This window comes from Kitasatospora sp. NPDC089797, from assembly GCF_040684795.1.
Taxonomy (GTDB): Bacteria; Actinomycetota; Actinomycetes; order Streptomycetales; family Streptomycetaceae; genus Kitasatospora.
Window position 1 is genome coordinate 135,932 of the sequence record NZ_JBFBGS010000021.1, and the last position, 13,655, is coordinate 149,586.

The window sequence follows — 13,655 nt, forward strand, 5'->3', positions numbered from 1 at the left end:
GACGAGGAATCATCTCCCTCGCGACGAGAAGAAGACTAGCAGGTCAACGCCGGTGGTCCGAACCGCGCCGGCGGCCCCCGGCGGGACGCGGGCTCCTGGCCCCGGTCGTCCCGCGTCGGTGGGGGCGGGTGGCCGGTTTCCGGTGGGAGCCGAAGGCGGCCGGACGCCCTTCGCCGGCCTCCGTCCCCGGCTGTGGCCCGGCCTCCGGTCCTCCTCTGTACGCAGGACGTCGGCCCGGTCGACGTCCTGCGTACACCCTCGCCCGCTGCGGCCCGCCGCCAAGATCCGTAAACGTTCCCGTGGTCGAAGTGGCGCGACAACAACCGTGATGAACAAGTGGCTTGACGCTGGATCAGCTCGCTTGGGAGAGTCGGCGACCGCACGAACGCCGGTGCGAAATCAACGGTAGACCACAGGAATTCGACGCAGCTCCGTCGAATCGGGGGAGGCCTCTCATGCTCACCAGGAAGACCGCCGTAGCCGCGGTGGCGGTAGCCGCCGCGGGTGTCCTCGGCGCGGCGACGACCGCATCCGCCGCGACCACCCTGTACGACACGAAGTCGATCGTCCTCAACATCGGCCGGCTCGGCCCGACCTGCACGTCCCGCACCGTCGACCTGGCCGCCGGCTCCTACAGTTGGGGCTGGGCCGACCGGGCTCCCGAGGCGAGCAGCACCGTCCAACTCGCCGCGGGCAGCTACACCTGGACCGACTGCCTGTCCGTGACCCTGGAGGACCACGAGTTCCTGACCTCCTCGCTCCAGCCGGTCAGCGGCGGTTCGGGCGTCCGGGCGATGCGCGGGGCGAGGTGGCTCCCGAGCGGGCCGTACACCTTCGGCAGCTTCCTCCGCCCGAACTTCTGACGTCCGGGGCCGGTGGGCCCACGTCCGGGGCCGGTGGGCCCACGGGCCCGGTGGGCGCACCGGGCCGGTGAAGGAGGAGGCCCCGACCGCCGTTCGCGGGTCGGGGCCTCGCCGCTTCCTCCGTCGCGGCCGCCCGGACGTCGGGTGCCCGCTACCGGGTCCGGTAGGGCGTCGGGGTCGAGGTCGGCGCGGAGCCGGCGAAGGCCGTCGGTGCCGTCGTCCGGCCGTAGGTCGGCGGTGCCGTCGGGATCGACATGGGGGGCGTCGTCGGGTCGGAGGTGGAGGCCGCCGTCGGGATCGAGGTCGGGGTGGTCGTCGGCGCGTACGTCGGGGCGTACGTCGGCTCCGTCGTCGGCAGGTGGGTGCCGCCGGGCGTCGTCGACGTCGGAGCCGACCCGCCGGGGGTGCCCGGCGTTCCCGGGGTGCCCGGTGTCATCCAGGGGGTGCCGCCGGACGTCGGGAGGTCCGTTACGCCCCCGGTCGGGAGGTCCGTCGGGGAGTCCGTCGGGCTCCCCGACGGACCGGAGGTGGGGGTGGACGTGGGAGTGGAGGCCGGGCCGGCGGGGCGGTGGTCCTGGGCGAGGGCGACGGGCAGCCCCACACAGACCCCGGCGAGCAGCAGGAGGGAGCCGCCGGTCACCAGGGCCGTCCGGGCCCGGCGCCGGGCCCGCAGCAGGGCCTGCAGCCGCTCGTGGTGGTGGGGGCCGAAGGCGGTGTGCTCCTGGGTGTCGCGCATCATGCGGGCCAGCTCCTGTTCGAAATCGTCCATGAGTTCCTCCCTCACCTCGCCGGCTCGTTGGCCTCGGTCAGAGCCTCCCGCAGCTTCGCCACTCCGCGTGACGTCAGGGAGCGGGCGGTGCCCACCGGGCAGCCCATCACCTCGGCGACCTGCGCCTCCGGCAGGTCCTGGTAGTAGCGCAGGACGACCGCGGCCCGCTGGCGGGCCGACAGGAGGGCGAGTGCGGACTCCAGCCGGGTGCGCTCCTCCACGACCGCGGCCAGGTCCTGGCCGACGGGCGTCTCGGGCAGGTCCTCGGTGGGGCGTTCGCCCCACCAGCGGCGGCGGGCCGAGCGGGCCGCCGCGCGCACCAGGATCTGACGCAGGTAGGCCTCGGGCGCCTGCCCGGCGACCTTCGGCCAGGCGGACCACAGTTTGAGGAGTCCTTCCTGCAGCAGGTCCTCGGCCCGGTGCCGGTCCCCGCCGGTGAGCAGGCGCGCGAGGTGGAACAGTGCTGACCAGCGGGCCTCGACGAACTCGTCGAAACCATCCGCTCGCGACTGCCTCATCCAGCACCACCTTTCGTCCTCCGAACGCCTGCACCTGTGGAAAGGCACTGGCAACCGGCTCGCTATGCACCTCCGTTCTGTGAACTGGGTCACGGTCGGGGCAACTCGTCTCGGCCGCCGCCCCTCGTGGGTGGCCGCCGACAACGCCCTTCACTATCCGTTACGCCGCCGGGTCGTCCGGCCGGCGCCTGCTGTCGCGTGACCGCCGCCTGCTGTCGTGTGACGCGCCGGGGAGCGCGCGCGGCGTTCCGGACTTCCATCGGTGCGTGCACTATCTTTCCTGCTGCGTCGCCACTCTCCGTGACCGGTCCCGGTCCCTGGCGCCGCGTGGCACGCACCCCGACCCGTCCCCCGGAAGGCTTGTGATGGCTGCCCAACTCCCCACCACCGTCGACGGCGTGATCTCCCGCCTGGCGGAACTCGACGCCGAGCTCGACCCCCGCGACGGCGTGGCCTGCTTCAACCGCATCTACCTGAAGGTCACCAAGCTGGTGAAGGAGAGGGTGACCGGCGGCACCTTCAAGGACAATGCGTTCATCGAGCAGATGGACGTGAACTTCGCCGGGCTCTTCCTCAAGAACGTCGACGCCGCCAAGGCGGGCGGTCCGGTCGACCCCGCCTGGCAGCCGATCTTCGACCAGCGCCACAACCCGGTCCTCTGGCCGATCCAGTTCGCCCTGGCCGCGATGAACGCCCACATCGACCACGACCTCGCCCTCGCTCTCGTCGAGACCTGCAAGCAGCGCAGGACCGCGCCCGAGAACCCGCCGGTGCACGAGGACTTCGAGAAGGTGAACGACCTGCTCGCCAGTGCCGAGGCGGAGATCCGGGCGGAGTTCGAGCTGCAGTTGGAGCGGATCGCCACCGCGCCGGCCGAGTCGCTCAAGCACTATGTCTCGGCCTTCAGCATGGCCACCGCCCGCGAGGCGGCCTGGTTCAACGCCACCCGGCTCTGGAAGGTGCGGGACGACTTCCTGGCCTACCAGTACGAACTCGCCCGGATCACCACGCCCGTGGGCCTCACCAACGTCGCCATCCTCACCCCGGTCGTTCCGCCGCCGGCGGGCTGAGCGCCGCTCAGCCGGGTGGAAGGCCCGCCCCGGTGGGCGCGAAATGGGTTGCGCGGATGATCCGGAACTGCCGACCATCATGCGATGAGCACAGTGATCAGACGCGTACGGGCCGACGAGTGGGAGCAGGGCAAGGCGATCCGCCTGGACGCCCTGCGCGATCCGGTCGCGCACCTCGCCTTCCTGGACACCTACGAGTCCGCCGCCGCCAGGGCCGACGAGTTCTGGCGGGAGCGCACCGCCGGGGCCGCCGGGGGTACCTCGGTCTGCCAGCTCGTCGCGGAGGCCGCCGACGGGCGGTGGCTCGGCACCATGACGGTGCTGGTCGAGCTGCCCGGCGCGCCGGGGGCGCTCGATGACGACGTCATCACCGTGCCGCAGGCGCACGTGGTCGGGGTCTACGTCCGGCCCGAGGCGCGCGGCACCGGCTTGGCGCACCGGCTGATCTCGGCCGCCCAGGAGTGGGCCTGGTCGCTCACCGAACCCCGGCTCCAGCGGGTCCGGCTGTTCGTCCACGAGGACAACGCGCGGGCCGAGGCGATGTACCTGCGGGCCGGCTTCCGGCACTCGGGTGCGTCGGCGCCGGTGCCGGGCGACGGGACGCGCCGCGAGATCGAGCTGGCGGTCGAGCGCGACTGAGCGGTGCTGAGCGCGGCCGGGGGCGGCCGGGTGCGGCCGACCCCGAGGCGTCGTCGGGGTCGGCGGGCGGCGCCGGTGCGTGACCGGTCGTGACCGGCCCGACCGGCCTCCTGGTCACGAGCCCGAGCGCAGACCCAGCATGCTGTGCCGGACCGCACCGGCGGAGGCGTCCGCGGCCCCCGGGGCCTGACGCACCACCTCCACCAGCTGCCGGCGGAGTTCCGTGGCCGGTTCTCCGAGCACGACACCGCTGAGCACCAGCTCCAGCATCAGGCAGTCGTAGTCGGCCGAGCTCCCGTGGAGGCCGCCGCGGCCCGCTTCCACGACGGCCGAGACGATCCGCCGGCCGCCGCCCCCGACGGGCGCGAACGTCGCCTCGAAGACGCCGAAGCCCTTCCAGCTGCGGTGCAGGAAGACGACGTCGTCCTCGGTGAAGACGTTCCACTTCTCGTCCATGTCGTAGGCCCGGTACCCCCGCCGGATCCGCTCCCATTCGGCGTCCGTCCAGACGCGACCGGGGAGCCGGGCCATCGGAGCGGGCGTGGTGATCGGCAGGATGCGTCGGAACGACTCCCGGGTGGACGGAGCATCGGCAGGCATGACGCGATCCTAGGGACGCGCCGTTCCGCCGGGCCAGTGATATACCCCGGCGTCGGCCCGCCCGTCCAGGGGCCTGCCCGCCCCCGTCCGGGGGTCGGCCCGCCCCCGTCGAGGGGTCGGATCAACCGTCCCGGTGCCGGCTCAACCGCCCACCCGGACCACGTACTTGCCCGTGGCACGCCCCTGCTCCAGCGCGTCGTGCGCTGCCGGAACGGCCTCCAGGCCCGGCAGTTCGGTGAGCGGGAGGGCGAGGTCGCGGTGGGCCTGGAGGCGGAGGGTGGTGCGGATGGCCCGGGCGAGGCGTTCGGGGGCGGTGGCGGCGTAGGCGCGGTGGCTGAAGCCGGTGACGGAGAGGTTGCCGCCCATCAGGGCGCCGAGGGTGGGGAGTTCGCCGACCCGGTCGCCGCCCGCGTTGCCGAACAGGACGATCCGGCCGCCGGGGGCGGTGACCGCCAGGTCGAGGTCCAGGGCGGCGGTGCCCAGCGGGTCGAGCACCAGGTCGACGCCCCGGCCGCCGGTGGCGGTGCGGATGGCGTCGGCGAGCCCCTCGTCGCGCGGGAAGGCGTGGTGGTAGCCCAGGGCGACGGCCGCCGAGGCCTTCTCCGGGCGGCCGACGGTGCCGATCAGCACGCCTCCGCCGCCGAGCAGCGGGGCGAGCTGGGCGACCGCGCTGCCGATGCCGCCGCCGGCCGAGTGGACCAGGACGTTGTTCCCGGCGGTCAGCCGGCCCGCGTCGGTGAGCAGCAGGACGGCGGTGGCGAGGCCGAGCGGGGCGGCCGCGGCGGCGCTGAGCTCCAGCCCGTCCGGGACGGGGACGGTCAGGACGGCGTCGGCGAGGACGACCTCGGCGAGTCCGCCGCCGACCGGCGCGGCCGCGACCCGGTCGCCGACGGCCAGACCGGTGACGCCCTCGCCCAGTTCGCGGACCGTGCCGGACACCTCCTTGCCCGGCCGGTACGGCCACTCGGCGGTGTAGCCGGCGTCGCCGCGGCGGGCCATCACGTCCACGAAGTTCAGTCCGGCCCACGCGACGTCGATCGCCACCTGGCCGGGCCCGGGGTGCGGCGCCGCGGTCTCGCGGATCTCGGTGTTCTCGGCTCCACCGGGTGCGGTCATCACCAGTGCGCGCATGTCGGGCCCCCTCGACTACGATGTTCGACGAACGGCGAAATTGCCGTGGCACAGTGGTACCACCGCTTTTCGATGCTTGTCGAACATCGCAGATCAGAGGAGGTTCGGACGTGCCCCGCAGCACCCGCCGCCGCCCGGCGCCCACCCACCCCGCAGCCGAGGACATCGACCTCTACGACGTCCTGCACGCGCTCTCCGACCCCACCCGGATGACCATCGTCCGGGTGCTGCGGGCCGAACCCGAACGGGCCTGCGGCAGCTTCCCGGTGGACGTCGCGCCCTCCACCCTCAGCCACCACTTCAAGGTGCTGCGCGAATCCGGTGTGATCAGCCAGCGGGAGGAGGCCAACCGCCGCTTCTCCGCGCTGCGGACGGTCGACCTCGAACGGCGCTTCCCGGGGCTGCTGGACACCGTCCTCGCCGCGCTCGCCCGCAACGGGGGCGACGCCTGACCGGCTCCGTCGCGCGGGGCTCCGGAGCGGTGGCGGGGCGACCGGGCGGTCGGGTGGCGGGGCGGCGGGGCGGCGTCCGTGCGGCCGAGCCCGCCGCTGCGGGGGCTCAGCGCAGCCGCGAGGAGGAGAGGATCGACGCGAGGTGCGCCACCACCATCCCCCAGGTGATCACCGTGATCCCGGCGAGCGTCCACCGGGTCGCGTCCAGGTTGTGCAGCCCGGCGTCCACCGCGGCCGCCGCCAGCAGCACCAGCGAGGCCTCGATGCCGTTCGTCACCCGGTGGATCTTGAAGATCGAGGCGAACCGGCGGGCCGTGGCGATGCCCTGGGACCGCGGCTGGGTCGACTCCTCGTCCGCCGGCGGCCGGCCGCTGCGGGCGCGGGCCACGTCCACCAGGTCCGTGGAGGCCTTGAGCAGCACCACGCCCAGCGCAGCGGCCAGACCGGCCGACACCCACAGCTCCGAGCCCCCGCGGGCCGCCCGGACGCCCGCGCCGATCATCAGCGCGGCATCCGCCAGGTAGGCGCCGAGCCGGTCCACGTACACCCCGGCCATGCTGAACTGGCGCTTCCAGCGCGCCACTTCGCCGTCCACGCAGTCGAACAGCAGGAACAGCTGGAACAGCACCACGGCCAGCACCGCGCCGGTCAGGCCCGGGATCAGCAGGGCCGCGCCACCGCCGACCCCGCACACCACCATCACCCAGGTCAGGGTGTTCGGCGAGACCGAGGTGCGCACCAGCTGCCGGGTGGTCCGCAGCGAGACGGCCCGCATGTAGAGCCGGCCCGCCCAGTGCTCACCGTTGCGGCTCTGCAACTTGGCCTGCGGCTGGCACACCTCGCGCAGCTCGGCGAGCGCCGGAGCAGCCACCATGTCGACATCCCTCCACCTGTCCCGGACCGGGACCCGCTGTCCCGGAACGGGACCCGAAACGATCACCACAGGCTACGGCCTCCGGGTGACCACCCTGACCAGCCGGTACGCCGCTGCGGCCGGGAAAACCGGTGGGCCGCCCCACCGCGCGCGGGCTAGGCTTCGCGGGTTCACCGGAACCGGAGCCCCCGGGCCCGATCGCCCGCTCCCACAAGCCCGTTGACGCCGGCCGGCGCCACCGGCCGTCGGCCCGCCCCGGGCCCGGCACGCAGCGGGGAGACCGGGCCCCGGAGGCGGAACGAGGAGAGCGCAGCCCCATGGTGACCACGGGTACCGCCCCGCAGAGCCCTGACCTGGCCCGACTGCTGGCCGACCACCGGCCGCAGGGACCGGCCGAGACCGCCGACCACGCCCGGGCCGCCGCGCTGCTCGCCGCCCACGAGGGCCACCGGGCCCGGGACGGTGCCGTCGCAGCTGCCGGTGCCGCCGGTGACGCCCACGCCCTCTGGGACCGGGGCACCGCGCTGCACTTCACCGCCTCCGCACTGATCGTCCACCCGCCGACCCGCCGGGTGCTGCTGCGCTGGCACGTCCGCCAGCAGGCCTGGCTCCAGGTCGGCGGCCACGGCGACCCGGGGGAGACCCGCCCGCTGGACATCGCCCTGCGCGAGGGCCTGGAGGAGACCGGCCTGACCGACCTCACCCCCTGGCCGGACGCCGCGCTCCTCCACCTCGCGGTGGTGCCCGTCACGGCCTCGCCCGTCGAGCCCGCGCACGAACACGCCGACCTGCGCTTCCTGCTGGCCACCGGCACCCCGGACGACGCCCGGCCGGAGAACCCGGCCTCCCCGCTGGAATGGCTCACCGTGGAGGAGGCCCGGCAGCGCACCACGGAGGAGAACCTCCGCGAGACCCTCCACCGCGCCGCCCGCCTGCTCGGCTGAACCGCAGCCTCCCGTAAGGAACCCCGACACCGTGACGCACACCGACCGGCCCACCGTGGCCCACACCGACCAGGACACCGTGGCCCACGCCGACCAGGACACCCTGATCCACGCCGACCAGACCCTCATCTTCGACGCCGACGACACCCTGTGGGAGAACAACGTCCTCTTCGAGCGGGTCATCGACGGCTTCCTGGACTGGGTCGCCGCCCCGGCCGAGCGGGACGGCACCCGCGCCCTGCTCGACCGGATCGAGGCCGCCAACGCCGCCGCCCTCGGCTACGGCGCGGCCGTCTTCCGGCAGAGCCTCGCCGACTGCCTGCGGCGGCTGAACGACGACCGCACCCCCACCGCGGCCGAGCTCGACCGGATCGACGCGCTGCTCGCCCCGCTCACCCGGCGCGGCGAGGTCGAGCTGATCCCCGGCGTCGCCGACACCCTCGACGTCCTGGCCGGCCGCCACCGCCTGCTGCTGCTCACCAAGGGCGACCAGGGCGAGCAGCAGGCCAAGGTGACCGCCTCCACGATCGACCACCACTTCCGCGGCGTCCACATCGTGGCCGAGAAGTCCGCCGACACCTACCGGCAGCTCATCGCCGAACTCGGCCTCGACCCGGACCGGACCTGGATGATCGGCAACTCGCCCAAGTCCGACATCGCCCCCGCCCGGCAGGCCGGGCTGCGCACCGTCTTCATCCCGCACGAGCACACCTGGGTGCTGGAACATCAGGACCTGGGCCCGGACGAGGCGACGCTGCAGCTCACGGCCTTCCCCGAGCTGCTGCGCCACTTCTGACCCGTCGAGCCGCGAGCCGGGCGGCTTCCGGGGCCTCAGGCCGCGAGCACCGCCGCCGGGGCCTGGTCGGTACCCCGGTACAGCCAGGCCCGTTCGGCGGCCGACCACGCGCTCGTGGTCAGCAGGTACAGCGCGGCGGCCACCGGCACCAGCAGCGCGAACAGCGCCGACCCGAACGACAGGTACGGCAGCAGCGCCGCCCCCGGCTGCGGGGTGGTCTGCGCCGCGGCCGCGCGCCGGGCCCGGCGGTAGTTGACGTACCCGACCGCCGCCAGCCCGGCCTCCAGCACCGCGAACACCGCGAACTGCGTGGCACCGTGCGCGTTCCCGACGTGCAGGCCGAGCGGCACCCCGAACAGGGTGTGGTCCAGCAGGTCGTTCGGAGTGGTGAACAGGCGGTACATCACCGAGAAGAACGGGATCTGCACCAGCATCGGCAGGCAGCCCGCGAACGGCGACACCTGCTCCTTCCGGTACAGCTCGGCCAGCGCCTCGCGCTGCTTCTCCGGGCGGTCCTTGTGCTTCCGGTTCAGCTCGGCGATCTTCGGCGCGAGCGTCGAGCGGGCCTTCTCCCCGCGTGCGGCCGCCCGCGCCAGCGGGTGCAGCGCCAGTCGTACGACGAGGACGAACAGGACGATCGCCAGTGCGGTCGGCAGGACGTGGGCGATGGCGGCGACCGCGGCGTGGGCGACGGCGACGGCCGGGTCGAGAACAGCGAGAACGGACATGGTGGAGCGAGCCCTCCGGGGTCTCAGGACGTGAGTGGTCGGCGGAGGGCGGCCGCGAAAAGGGCGTACGGCGAGGCCGAGGGCACCTGCGGCGATGCCGAAGGGGCTTACGGCGATGCGGAGTTACGCGGCCGCCGGGGCCGCTCCCGGCGCCCTGGGGCGTCGCCGGCCCCGGGCGTCCGGATCACGCTGCGGAAGGAAGGCCGTACCGAACGCCCGGCGTCGCAGCACCCCGCTGCGCACCGCCGCCGGCGCCCGTGCGCCCAGCAGCCGCGCCCCGGCCAGTGCCCCCGCGACCGCCCCGGCGACCAGTGCCACGGCCGCCACGGCGGCGACGGACGCCAGCGCGCCGCCGTCGCTCACCATGTTCCCGGTCAACACCCGGAGCAGCCCGAGCAGGAACGTCACAACGCCCATGGCACGCCCCCCTTTCGGTGTCTCCCCGGTCTTCCCCGGTGCCTCCCGGCTCCCGGACGTACAGCAGGACGATCGTACGGCCCGCCGGGGTCCCGGCGGTACCGGGTACCTGGTCCCTGGTCCCTGGTCTCCTGACGTCGGGACTGTAGCCGATGGTGCTACACGGGGCTACCGTGGATCCATGAAGACGATTACCCAGCGCGAGTTCCGGAACAACTCCGCCGCGGTGATGGACGCCGTCGAGGCGGGGGAGACCTTCCACATCACCAGGAACGGGGTCGAGGTCGCCGAGCTGCGACCGGTGTCCGGGCGACGACGGCTCACCGCGGAGGAACTGGTGGCGCGGCACGTGAAGCTGCCGCGGGTGGACTACCAGCAGATGCGCAAGGAGGCCGAGGAGTACTTCGGGCCCGAGGAACTGGTCGGGGACGAGGGCGACGACCCGTTCGAGCGGCGGCGTGGCTGAGCGCCGGAGAGCACCCCGGCGACGGCCCGCCGGGGTGCTGGACACCTGCGTCTACATCGACCTGGCGCTGCTCAACCCCGGCGACCTGCCCGCCGTGCCCGAGCTGACCGCGATCACCTTCGCCGAACTCCAGCAGGGCGTCTCGATGGCGCGCGACCCGCTCAGCCGCGCCGCCCGGCTGGAGGTGCTGGGTGCGGCGATGGCCGACTTCGACCCGCTGCCCTTCGACGCGTCCGCCGCCGCCCGCTACGGCACCCTGGTCACCCTCACCATCGCCGCCGGACGCCAGCCCCGCCCGCGCCGGATCGACCTGATGATCGCCGCGGTCGCCTCCGCGCACGGACTGCCGCTCTACACCCGCAACGTGGCGGACTTCCGGGGGCTGGGCTCGGCGGTCGAGGTCATCGGGATCTGAGGCACCGGGCCCCGGGTCACCGGGAACCGAGGCACCGGGCTCCGGGTCATCGCGCTCCGGGTCACCGGGGTCTGAACAGCGCGGCCGGGCCCTCGCGTTCGACGTCGTCGGCGAGCGCCGCCGCGTGCCGCAGGGCGTCCTTGCGGTTCCGGAAGCGCCGCAGCACCAGGTTGTTGCCGCGGGTGCCGATGTACGGGCCGACGGCGGCCGCGACGGCCCAGCGGGGGCGGCCGAGCAGTCGGAGGACGGTCCAGCGGAGCCCGAAGTCCAGGCCGATCAGCGCGGCGACCGGGATCAGCAGCAGGGTCCCTTCGCAGCCGTCCCCGCCCACACCGCGCAGCGGGACGTAGTCGTTCAGCCGCCTGCTCGTCGCCCGGTACCGGCCGAGCCACACCACCGCGATCCGGACGGGCTCACCGGCGGGCCCAGTGGGTCCGGCAGGCGCGGCGGGCCCGGTGACGTCGAGGTAGCCGATGCGCCCGCCGCGCTCGCCCTTCGCCCAGGCCGCCCGCTCCTCGGCGGTGGAGGTGAGCGCCGCCTCGGCCGCGCCCGCCCGCTGTCGCTCCTCGAACGCCGCGGTCCAGGCCCGCTCGCGCTTCCTCTGCTCGGCGGACCACGCCTGCTCGCGCTCCTGGCGCTCCTCGACGCTGAGCCGCCGCGGCTGATGCGTGCTCACGCGGCCATCGTAGGAGGAATGGTCAAGCGCAGGTAAAGCGAGGCCCGCCGAGCGGATCGCGGCCGTGGGCGGTCGGCCCGGCGGGTCAGGCCGGCCGGACCGTCGAGCCGGTGGCCGCCGAGGTGCGGGCGGCCTCCAGGACGGCGAGGGTGGCCACCGCGTCGCGCGGGTCGACCGGGGGAGGGGTGCCCGGGACGGCCAGGGCGGCGGCGACGCCGGCGTAGTAGGCGGGGTAGTCGCCCGGGTCGGTCGGCAGCGAGATCGCGGACTCGTCGGTGCCCAGGGTCCCGTAGTGCTCGGGCAGGTCGGCACCCCACGGGTGGGCGCCGTCCGGGCGGCGGCCCGAGCGCAGCTCCGCCTCCTGCGGGTCCATGCCGTGCTTGACGTACCCGGCGGTGTCGCCGAGCACCCGCAGCCGGGGGCCGATCAGCGGGGTGACGGCGCTGGTCCACAGGTGCGAGCGGGTGCCGGAGGCGTGGGTCAGGGCGAGGAAGGCGTCGTCGTCCACCACCGCGCCGTCGCGCCGCACGTCGACCTCCGCGTACACCGTCTCGACCGGCCCGAACAGGGTGAGCGCCTGGTCGACCAGGTGGCTGCCCAGGTCGTACAGTGTGCCGCCGACCTCCGCCGGGTCGGCCAGCTCGCGCCAGCCCGGCTTGGGCTTGGGGCGGAAGCGCTCGAAGCGGGACTCGAAGCGGTGCACCCGGCCCAGCGCGCCGCCGCGCACCAACCGGCTCGCGGTGAGGAAGTCGCCGTCCCAGCGCCGGTTCTGGAACACCGACAGCAGGACGCCCCGCTCCTCGGCCAGCCGGCACAGCTCCAGCGCCTCGGCGGCGGTGCCGGCCAGCGGCTTGTCCACGACGGTGGCCAGGCCCGCCCGCAGCGCGGCGCGGGCGAGCGGGGCGTGGGTGCGGTTGGGCGAGGCGATGACGACCAGGTCCAGCGCGTCCGGGTCGGCGAGCAGCTGCTCCGGGGTGTCGACGGCACGGGCGTCCGGGTGCTCGCGCCGCAACTGCTCGCGGCGCTCCGGGTTGGCGGTGACCACGGCGTCCAGCCGCAGGCCCGGGGTGGTGGCGATCAGCGGGGCGTGGAAGGCGGAACCGGCCAGGCCGTAACCGATCAGGCCGACGCGGAAGGGGCGGGAAGCGGGCAGCGGGTTCATGCGCCCCACTCAACCACGAGGCGCCCGGTTGCTCCCGGTTTCCGCCCGCCGGCCGCCGGATCCCGCCCAGCGGGACGTCCTGTCCCCGGCCACCGGCGCGGATTAGGCTGTGGCGGGTCAGGGCCCTTCGCAAGACGTTGCAACACTTCGGGAGACACGCACGTGGCAGACCGCAAGCCCATCGAGTCCTGGCTGACCGACATGGACGGTGTCCTCATCCACGAGGGCACGCCGATCCCCGGCGCGAAGGAGTTCCTGCGCAAGCTGCGGGAGTCCGGCAAGCCCTTCCTCGTCCTCACCAACAACTCCATCTACACCCCGCGCGACCTCAGCGCCCGACTGGCCGGGATGGGGCTGGAGGTGCCGGAGGAGTGCATCTGGACCTCCGCCCTGGCCACCGCCAAGTTCCTCAAGAGCCAGCGTCCGAACGGCACCGCCTACGTGATCGGCGAGGCCGGCCTCACCACCGCGCTCTACCAGGCCGGGTACGTGCTGACCGACAACAGCCCGGACTACGTCGTCCTCGGCGAGACCCGCACCTACTCCTTCGAGGCGCTCACCAAGGCGATCCGCCTGATCAACGCCGGTGCCCGGTTCATCTGCACCAACCCGGACGAGACCGGCCCCTCCACCGAGGGCGTGCTGCCGGCCACCGGCTCGGTCGCGGCCCTGATCACCAAGGCGACCGGGGTGGAGCCGTACTTCGTCGGCAAGCCCAACCCGCTGATGATGCGCGAGGCGCTGAACACGGCCGGGGCGCATTCGGAGACCGCCGTGATGATCGGCGACCGGATGGACACCGACATCGTCGCGGGCATGGAGGCCGGCATGGAGACCATCCTGGTGCTCACCGGTCTGACCTCCGCCGCCGACGTGGAGCGCTTCCCGTACCGGCCGACCCGGGTGGTCAAGTCCATCGCGGACCTGGTCGAGCTGGTCTAGCCTCTGCGGTGCAGTCGCGAGCCCCGCCCCGGCCGAGCGCCGGGGGGGGGGGCGGGGCCCCCGGGGGGGCCGCCGTCGTGTTCCTCCTCGTCTGGGGCTTTCGTGGTAAATCTCCCGGGGCTCCCGGCGTCTAGCCCCTCCCCCCCCCCCCCGGCGGGAATTGTCAGACACGCCCTCGACCCCCGACTCCCAG

Annotated in this window: 18 protein-coding genes; 9 read left to right on the forward strand and 9 right to left on the reverse strand. The window is 74.1% G+C overall.

Features of this window, described 5'->3' with window-relative positions; genetic code table 11:
- Positions 1–455 precede the first annotated feature (455 nt).
- A complete protein-coding gene (locus AB0O91_RS19015; RefSeq protein ID WP_363434218.1) occupies positions 456–863 on the forward strand; it encodes a hypothetical protein in 408 nt (135 codons plus the stop codon).
- A gap of 151 nt (positions 864–1,014) precedes the next feature.
- On the opposite strand, the gene AB0O91_RS19020 is transcribed toward AB0O91_RS19015, so the two are convergent.
- Together AB0O91_RS19020 and AB0O91_RS19025 are read right to left on the reverse strand one after the other, a co-directional pair.
- Entirely contained in the window at positions 1,015–1,632 is a 618-nt protein-coding gene (locus AB0O91_RS19020; RefSeq protein ID WP_363434221.1) for a cellulase, read from the reverse strand.
- A gap of 11 nt (positions 1,633–1,643) precedes the next feature.
- Positions 1,644–2,150 (reverse strand): SigE family RNA polymerase sigma factor, encoded by a 507-nt coding sequence (locus AB0O91_RS19025; protein ID WP_363434224.1) that lies wholly within the window; start codon positions 2,148–2,150, stop codon positions 1,644–1,646.
- A gap of 365 nt (positions 2,151–2,515) precedes the next feature.
- On the opposite strand from AB0O91_RS19025, the gene AB0O91_RS19030 reads away from it, so the two are divergent.
- A complete protein-coding gene (locus tag AB0O91_RS19030; protein WP_363434227.1) occupies positions 2,516–3,220 on the forward strand; it encodes a DUF5995 family protein in 705 nt (234 codons plus the stop codon).
- Positions 3,221–3,304: 84 nt separating this feature from the next.
- Positions 3,305–3,859, forward strand: a complete 555-nt coding sequence (locus AB0O91_RS19035) for a GNAT family N-acetyltransferase (RefSeq protein WP_363434230.1) — start codon at positions 3,305–3,307, stop codon at positions 3,857–3,859.
- 114 nt (positions 3,860–3,973) lie between these two features.
- On the opposite strand, the gene AB0O91_RS19040 is transcribed toward AB0O91_RS19035, so the two are convergent.
- Positions 3,974–4,459, reverse strand: a complete 486-nt coding sequence (locus tag AB0O91_RS19040; RefSeq protein WP_363434233.1) for a hypothetical protein — start codon at positions 4,457–4,459, stop codon at positions 3,974–3,976.
- Positions 4,460–4,600: 141 nt separating this feature from the next.
- Positions 4,601–5,590, reverse strand: coding sequence for a zinc-binding dehydrogenase (locus AB0O91_RS19045; RefSeq protein WP_363434235.1), 990 nt, complete (start codon positions 5,588–5,590; stop codon positions 4,601–4,603).
- Positions 5,591–5,700: 110 nt separating this feature from the next.
- Here AB0O91_RS19045 and AB0O91_RS19050 point away from each other — a divergent pair, with 110 nt between their 5' ends.
- Positions 5,701–6,042 (forward strand): helix-turn-helix domain-containing protein, encoded by a 342-nt coding sequence (locus AB0O91_RS19050; protein ID WP_363434238.1) that lies wholly within the window; start codon positions 5,701–5,703, stop codon positions 6,040–6,042.
- Between the two features lie 106 nt (positions 6,043–6,148).
- Here AB0O91_RS19050 and AB0O91_RS19055 read toward each other — a convergent pair whose 3' ends face one another.
- Complete coding sequence (locus tag AB0O91_RS19055; RefSeq protein WP_363434240.1) at positions 6,149–6,916, reverse strand: CDP-alcohol phosphatidyltransferase family protein; 768 nt, start codon at positions 6,914–6,916, stop codon at positions 6,149–6,151.
- A 317-nt stretch (positions 6,917–7,233) separates the two neighbouring features.
- Here AB0O91_RS19055 and AB0O91_RS19060 point away from each other — a divergent pair, with 317 nt between their 5' ends.
- A complete protein-coding gene (locus AB0O91_RS19060; protein ID WP_363434243.1) occupies positions 7,234–7,860 on the forward strand; it encodes an NUDIX domain-containing protein in 627 nt (208 codons plus the stop codon).
- 31 nt (positions 7,861–7,891) lie between these two features.
- Positions 7,892–8,656 (forward strand): HAD family hydrolase, encoded by a 765-nt coding sequence (locus AB0O91_RS19065; RefSeq protein WP_363434246.1) that lies wholly within the window; start codon positions 7,892–7,894, stop codon positions 8,654–8,656.
- A 35-nt stretch (positions 8,657–8,691) separates the two neighbouring features.
- Here AB0O91_RS19065 and AB0O91_RS19070 read toward each other — a convergent pair whose 3' ends face one another.
- A complete protein-coding gene (locus AB0O91_RS19070; RefSeq protein ID WP_363434249.1) occupies positions 8,692–9,384 on the reverse strand; it encodes a YidC/Oxa1 family membrane protein insertase in 693 nt (230 codons plus the stop codon).
- Positions 9,385–9,507: 123 nt separating this feature from the next.
- Positions 9,508–9,801 (reverse strand): DUF6412 domain-containing protein, encoded by a 294-nt coding sequence (locus tag AB0O91_RS19075; RefSeq protein WP_363434252.1) that lies wholly within the window; start codon positions 9,799–9,801, stop codon positions 9,508–9,510.
- A 181-nt stretch (positions 9,802–9,982) separates the two neighbouring features.
- On the opposite strand from AB0O91_RS19075, the gene AB0O91_RS19080 reads away from it, so the two are divergent.
- Positions 9,983–10,267, forward strand: coding sequence for a type II toxin-antitoxin system prevent-host-death family antitoxin (locus tag AB0O91_RS19080; protein WP_063349249.1), 285 nt, complete (start codon positions 9,983–9,985; stop codon positions 10,265–10,267).
- Entirely contained in the window at positions 10,260–10,682 is a 423-nt protein-coding gene (locus AB0O91_RS19085; protein ID WP_363434255.1) for a type II toxin-antitoxin system VapC family toxin, read from the forward strand. Before AB0O91_RS19080 ends, AB0O91_RS19085 begins: the two co-directional genes overlap by 8 nt.
- 61 nt (positions 10,683–10,743) lie before the next feature.
- Here AB0O91_RS19085 and AB0O91_RS19090 read toward each other — a convergent pair whose 3' ends face one another.
- Positions 10,744–11,358 carry a hypothetical protein gene (locus tag AB0O91_RS19090; protein ID WP_363434258.1) on the reverse strand — a complete coding sequence of 205 codons (615 nt, stop codon included), beginning with the start codon at positions 11,356–11,358 and terminating at the stop codon, positions 10,744–10,746.
- An 85-nt stretch (positions 11,359–11,443) separates the two neighbouring features.
- Positions 11,444–12,520: a Gfo/Idh/MocA family oxidoreductase gene (locus AB0O91_RS19095; RefSeq protein WP_363434261.1), complete on the reverse strand. Its 1,077-nt coding sequence runs from the start codon at positions 12,518–12,520 to the stop codon at positions 11,444–11,446.
- Positions 12,521–12,682: 162 nt separating this feature from the next.
- Between AB0O91_RS19095 and AB0O91_RS19100 the strand changes: the two genes are divergently transcribed.
- Positions 12,683–13,462 carry an HAD-IIA family hydrolase gene (locus AB0O91_RS19100; RefSeq protein ID WP_363434264.1) on the forward strand — a complete coding sequence of 260 codons (780 nt, stop codon included), beginning with the start codon at positions 12,683–12,685 and terminating at the stop codon, positions 13,460–13,462.
- Positions 13,463–13,655: the final 193 nt, after the last annotated feature.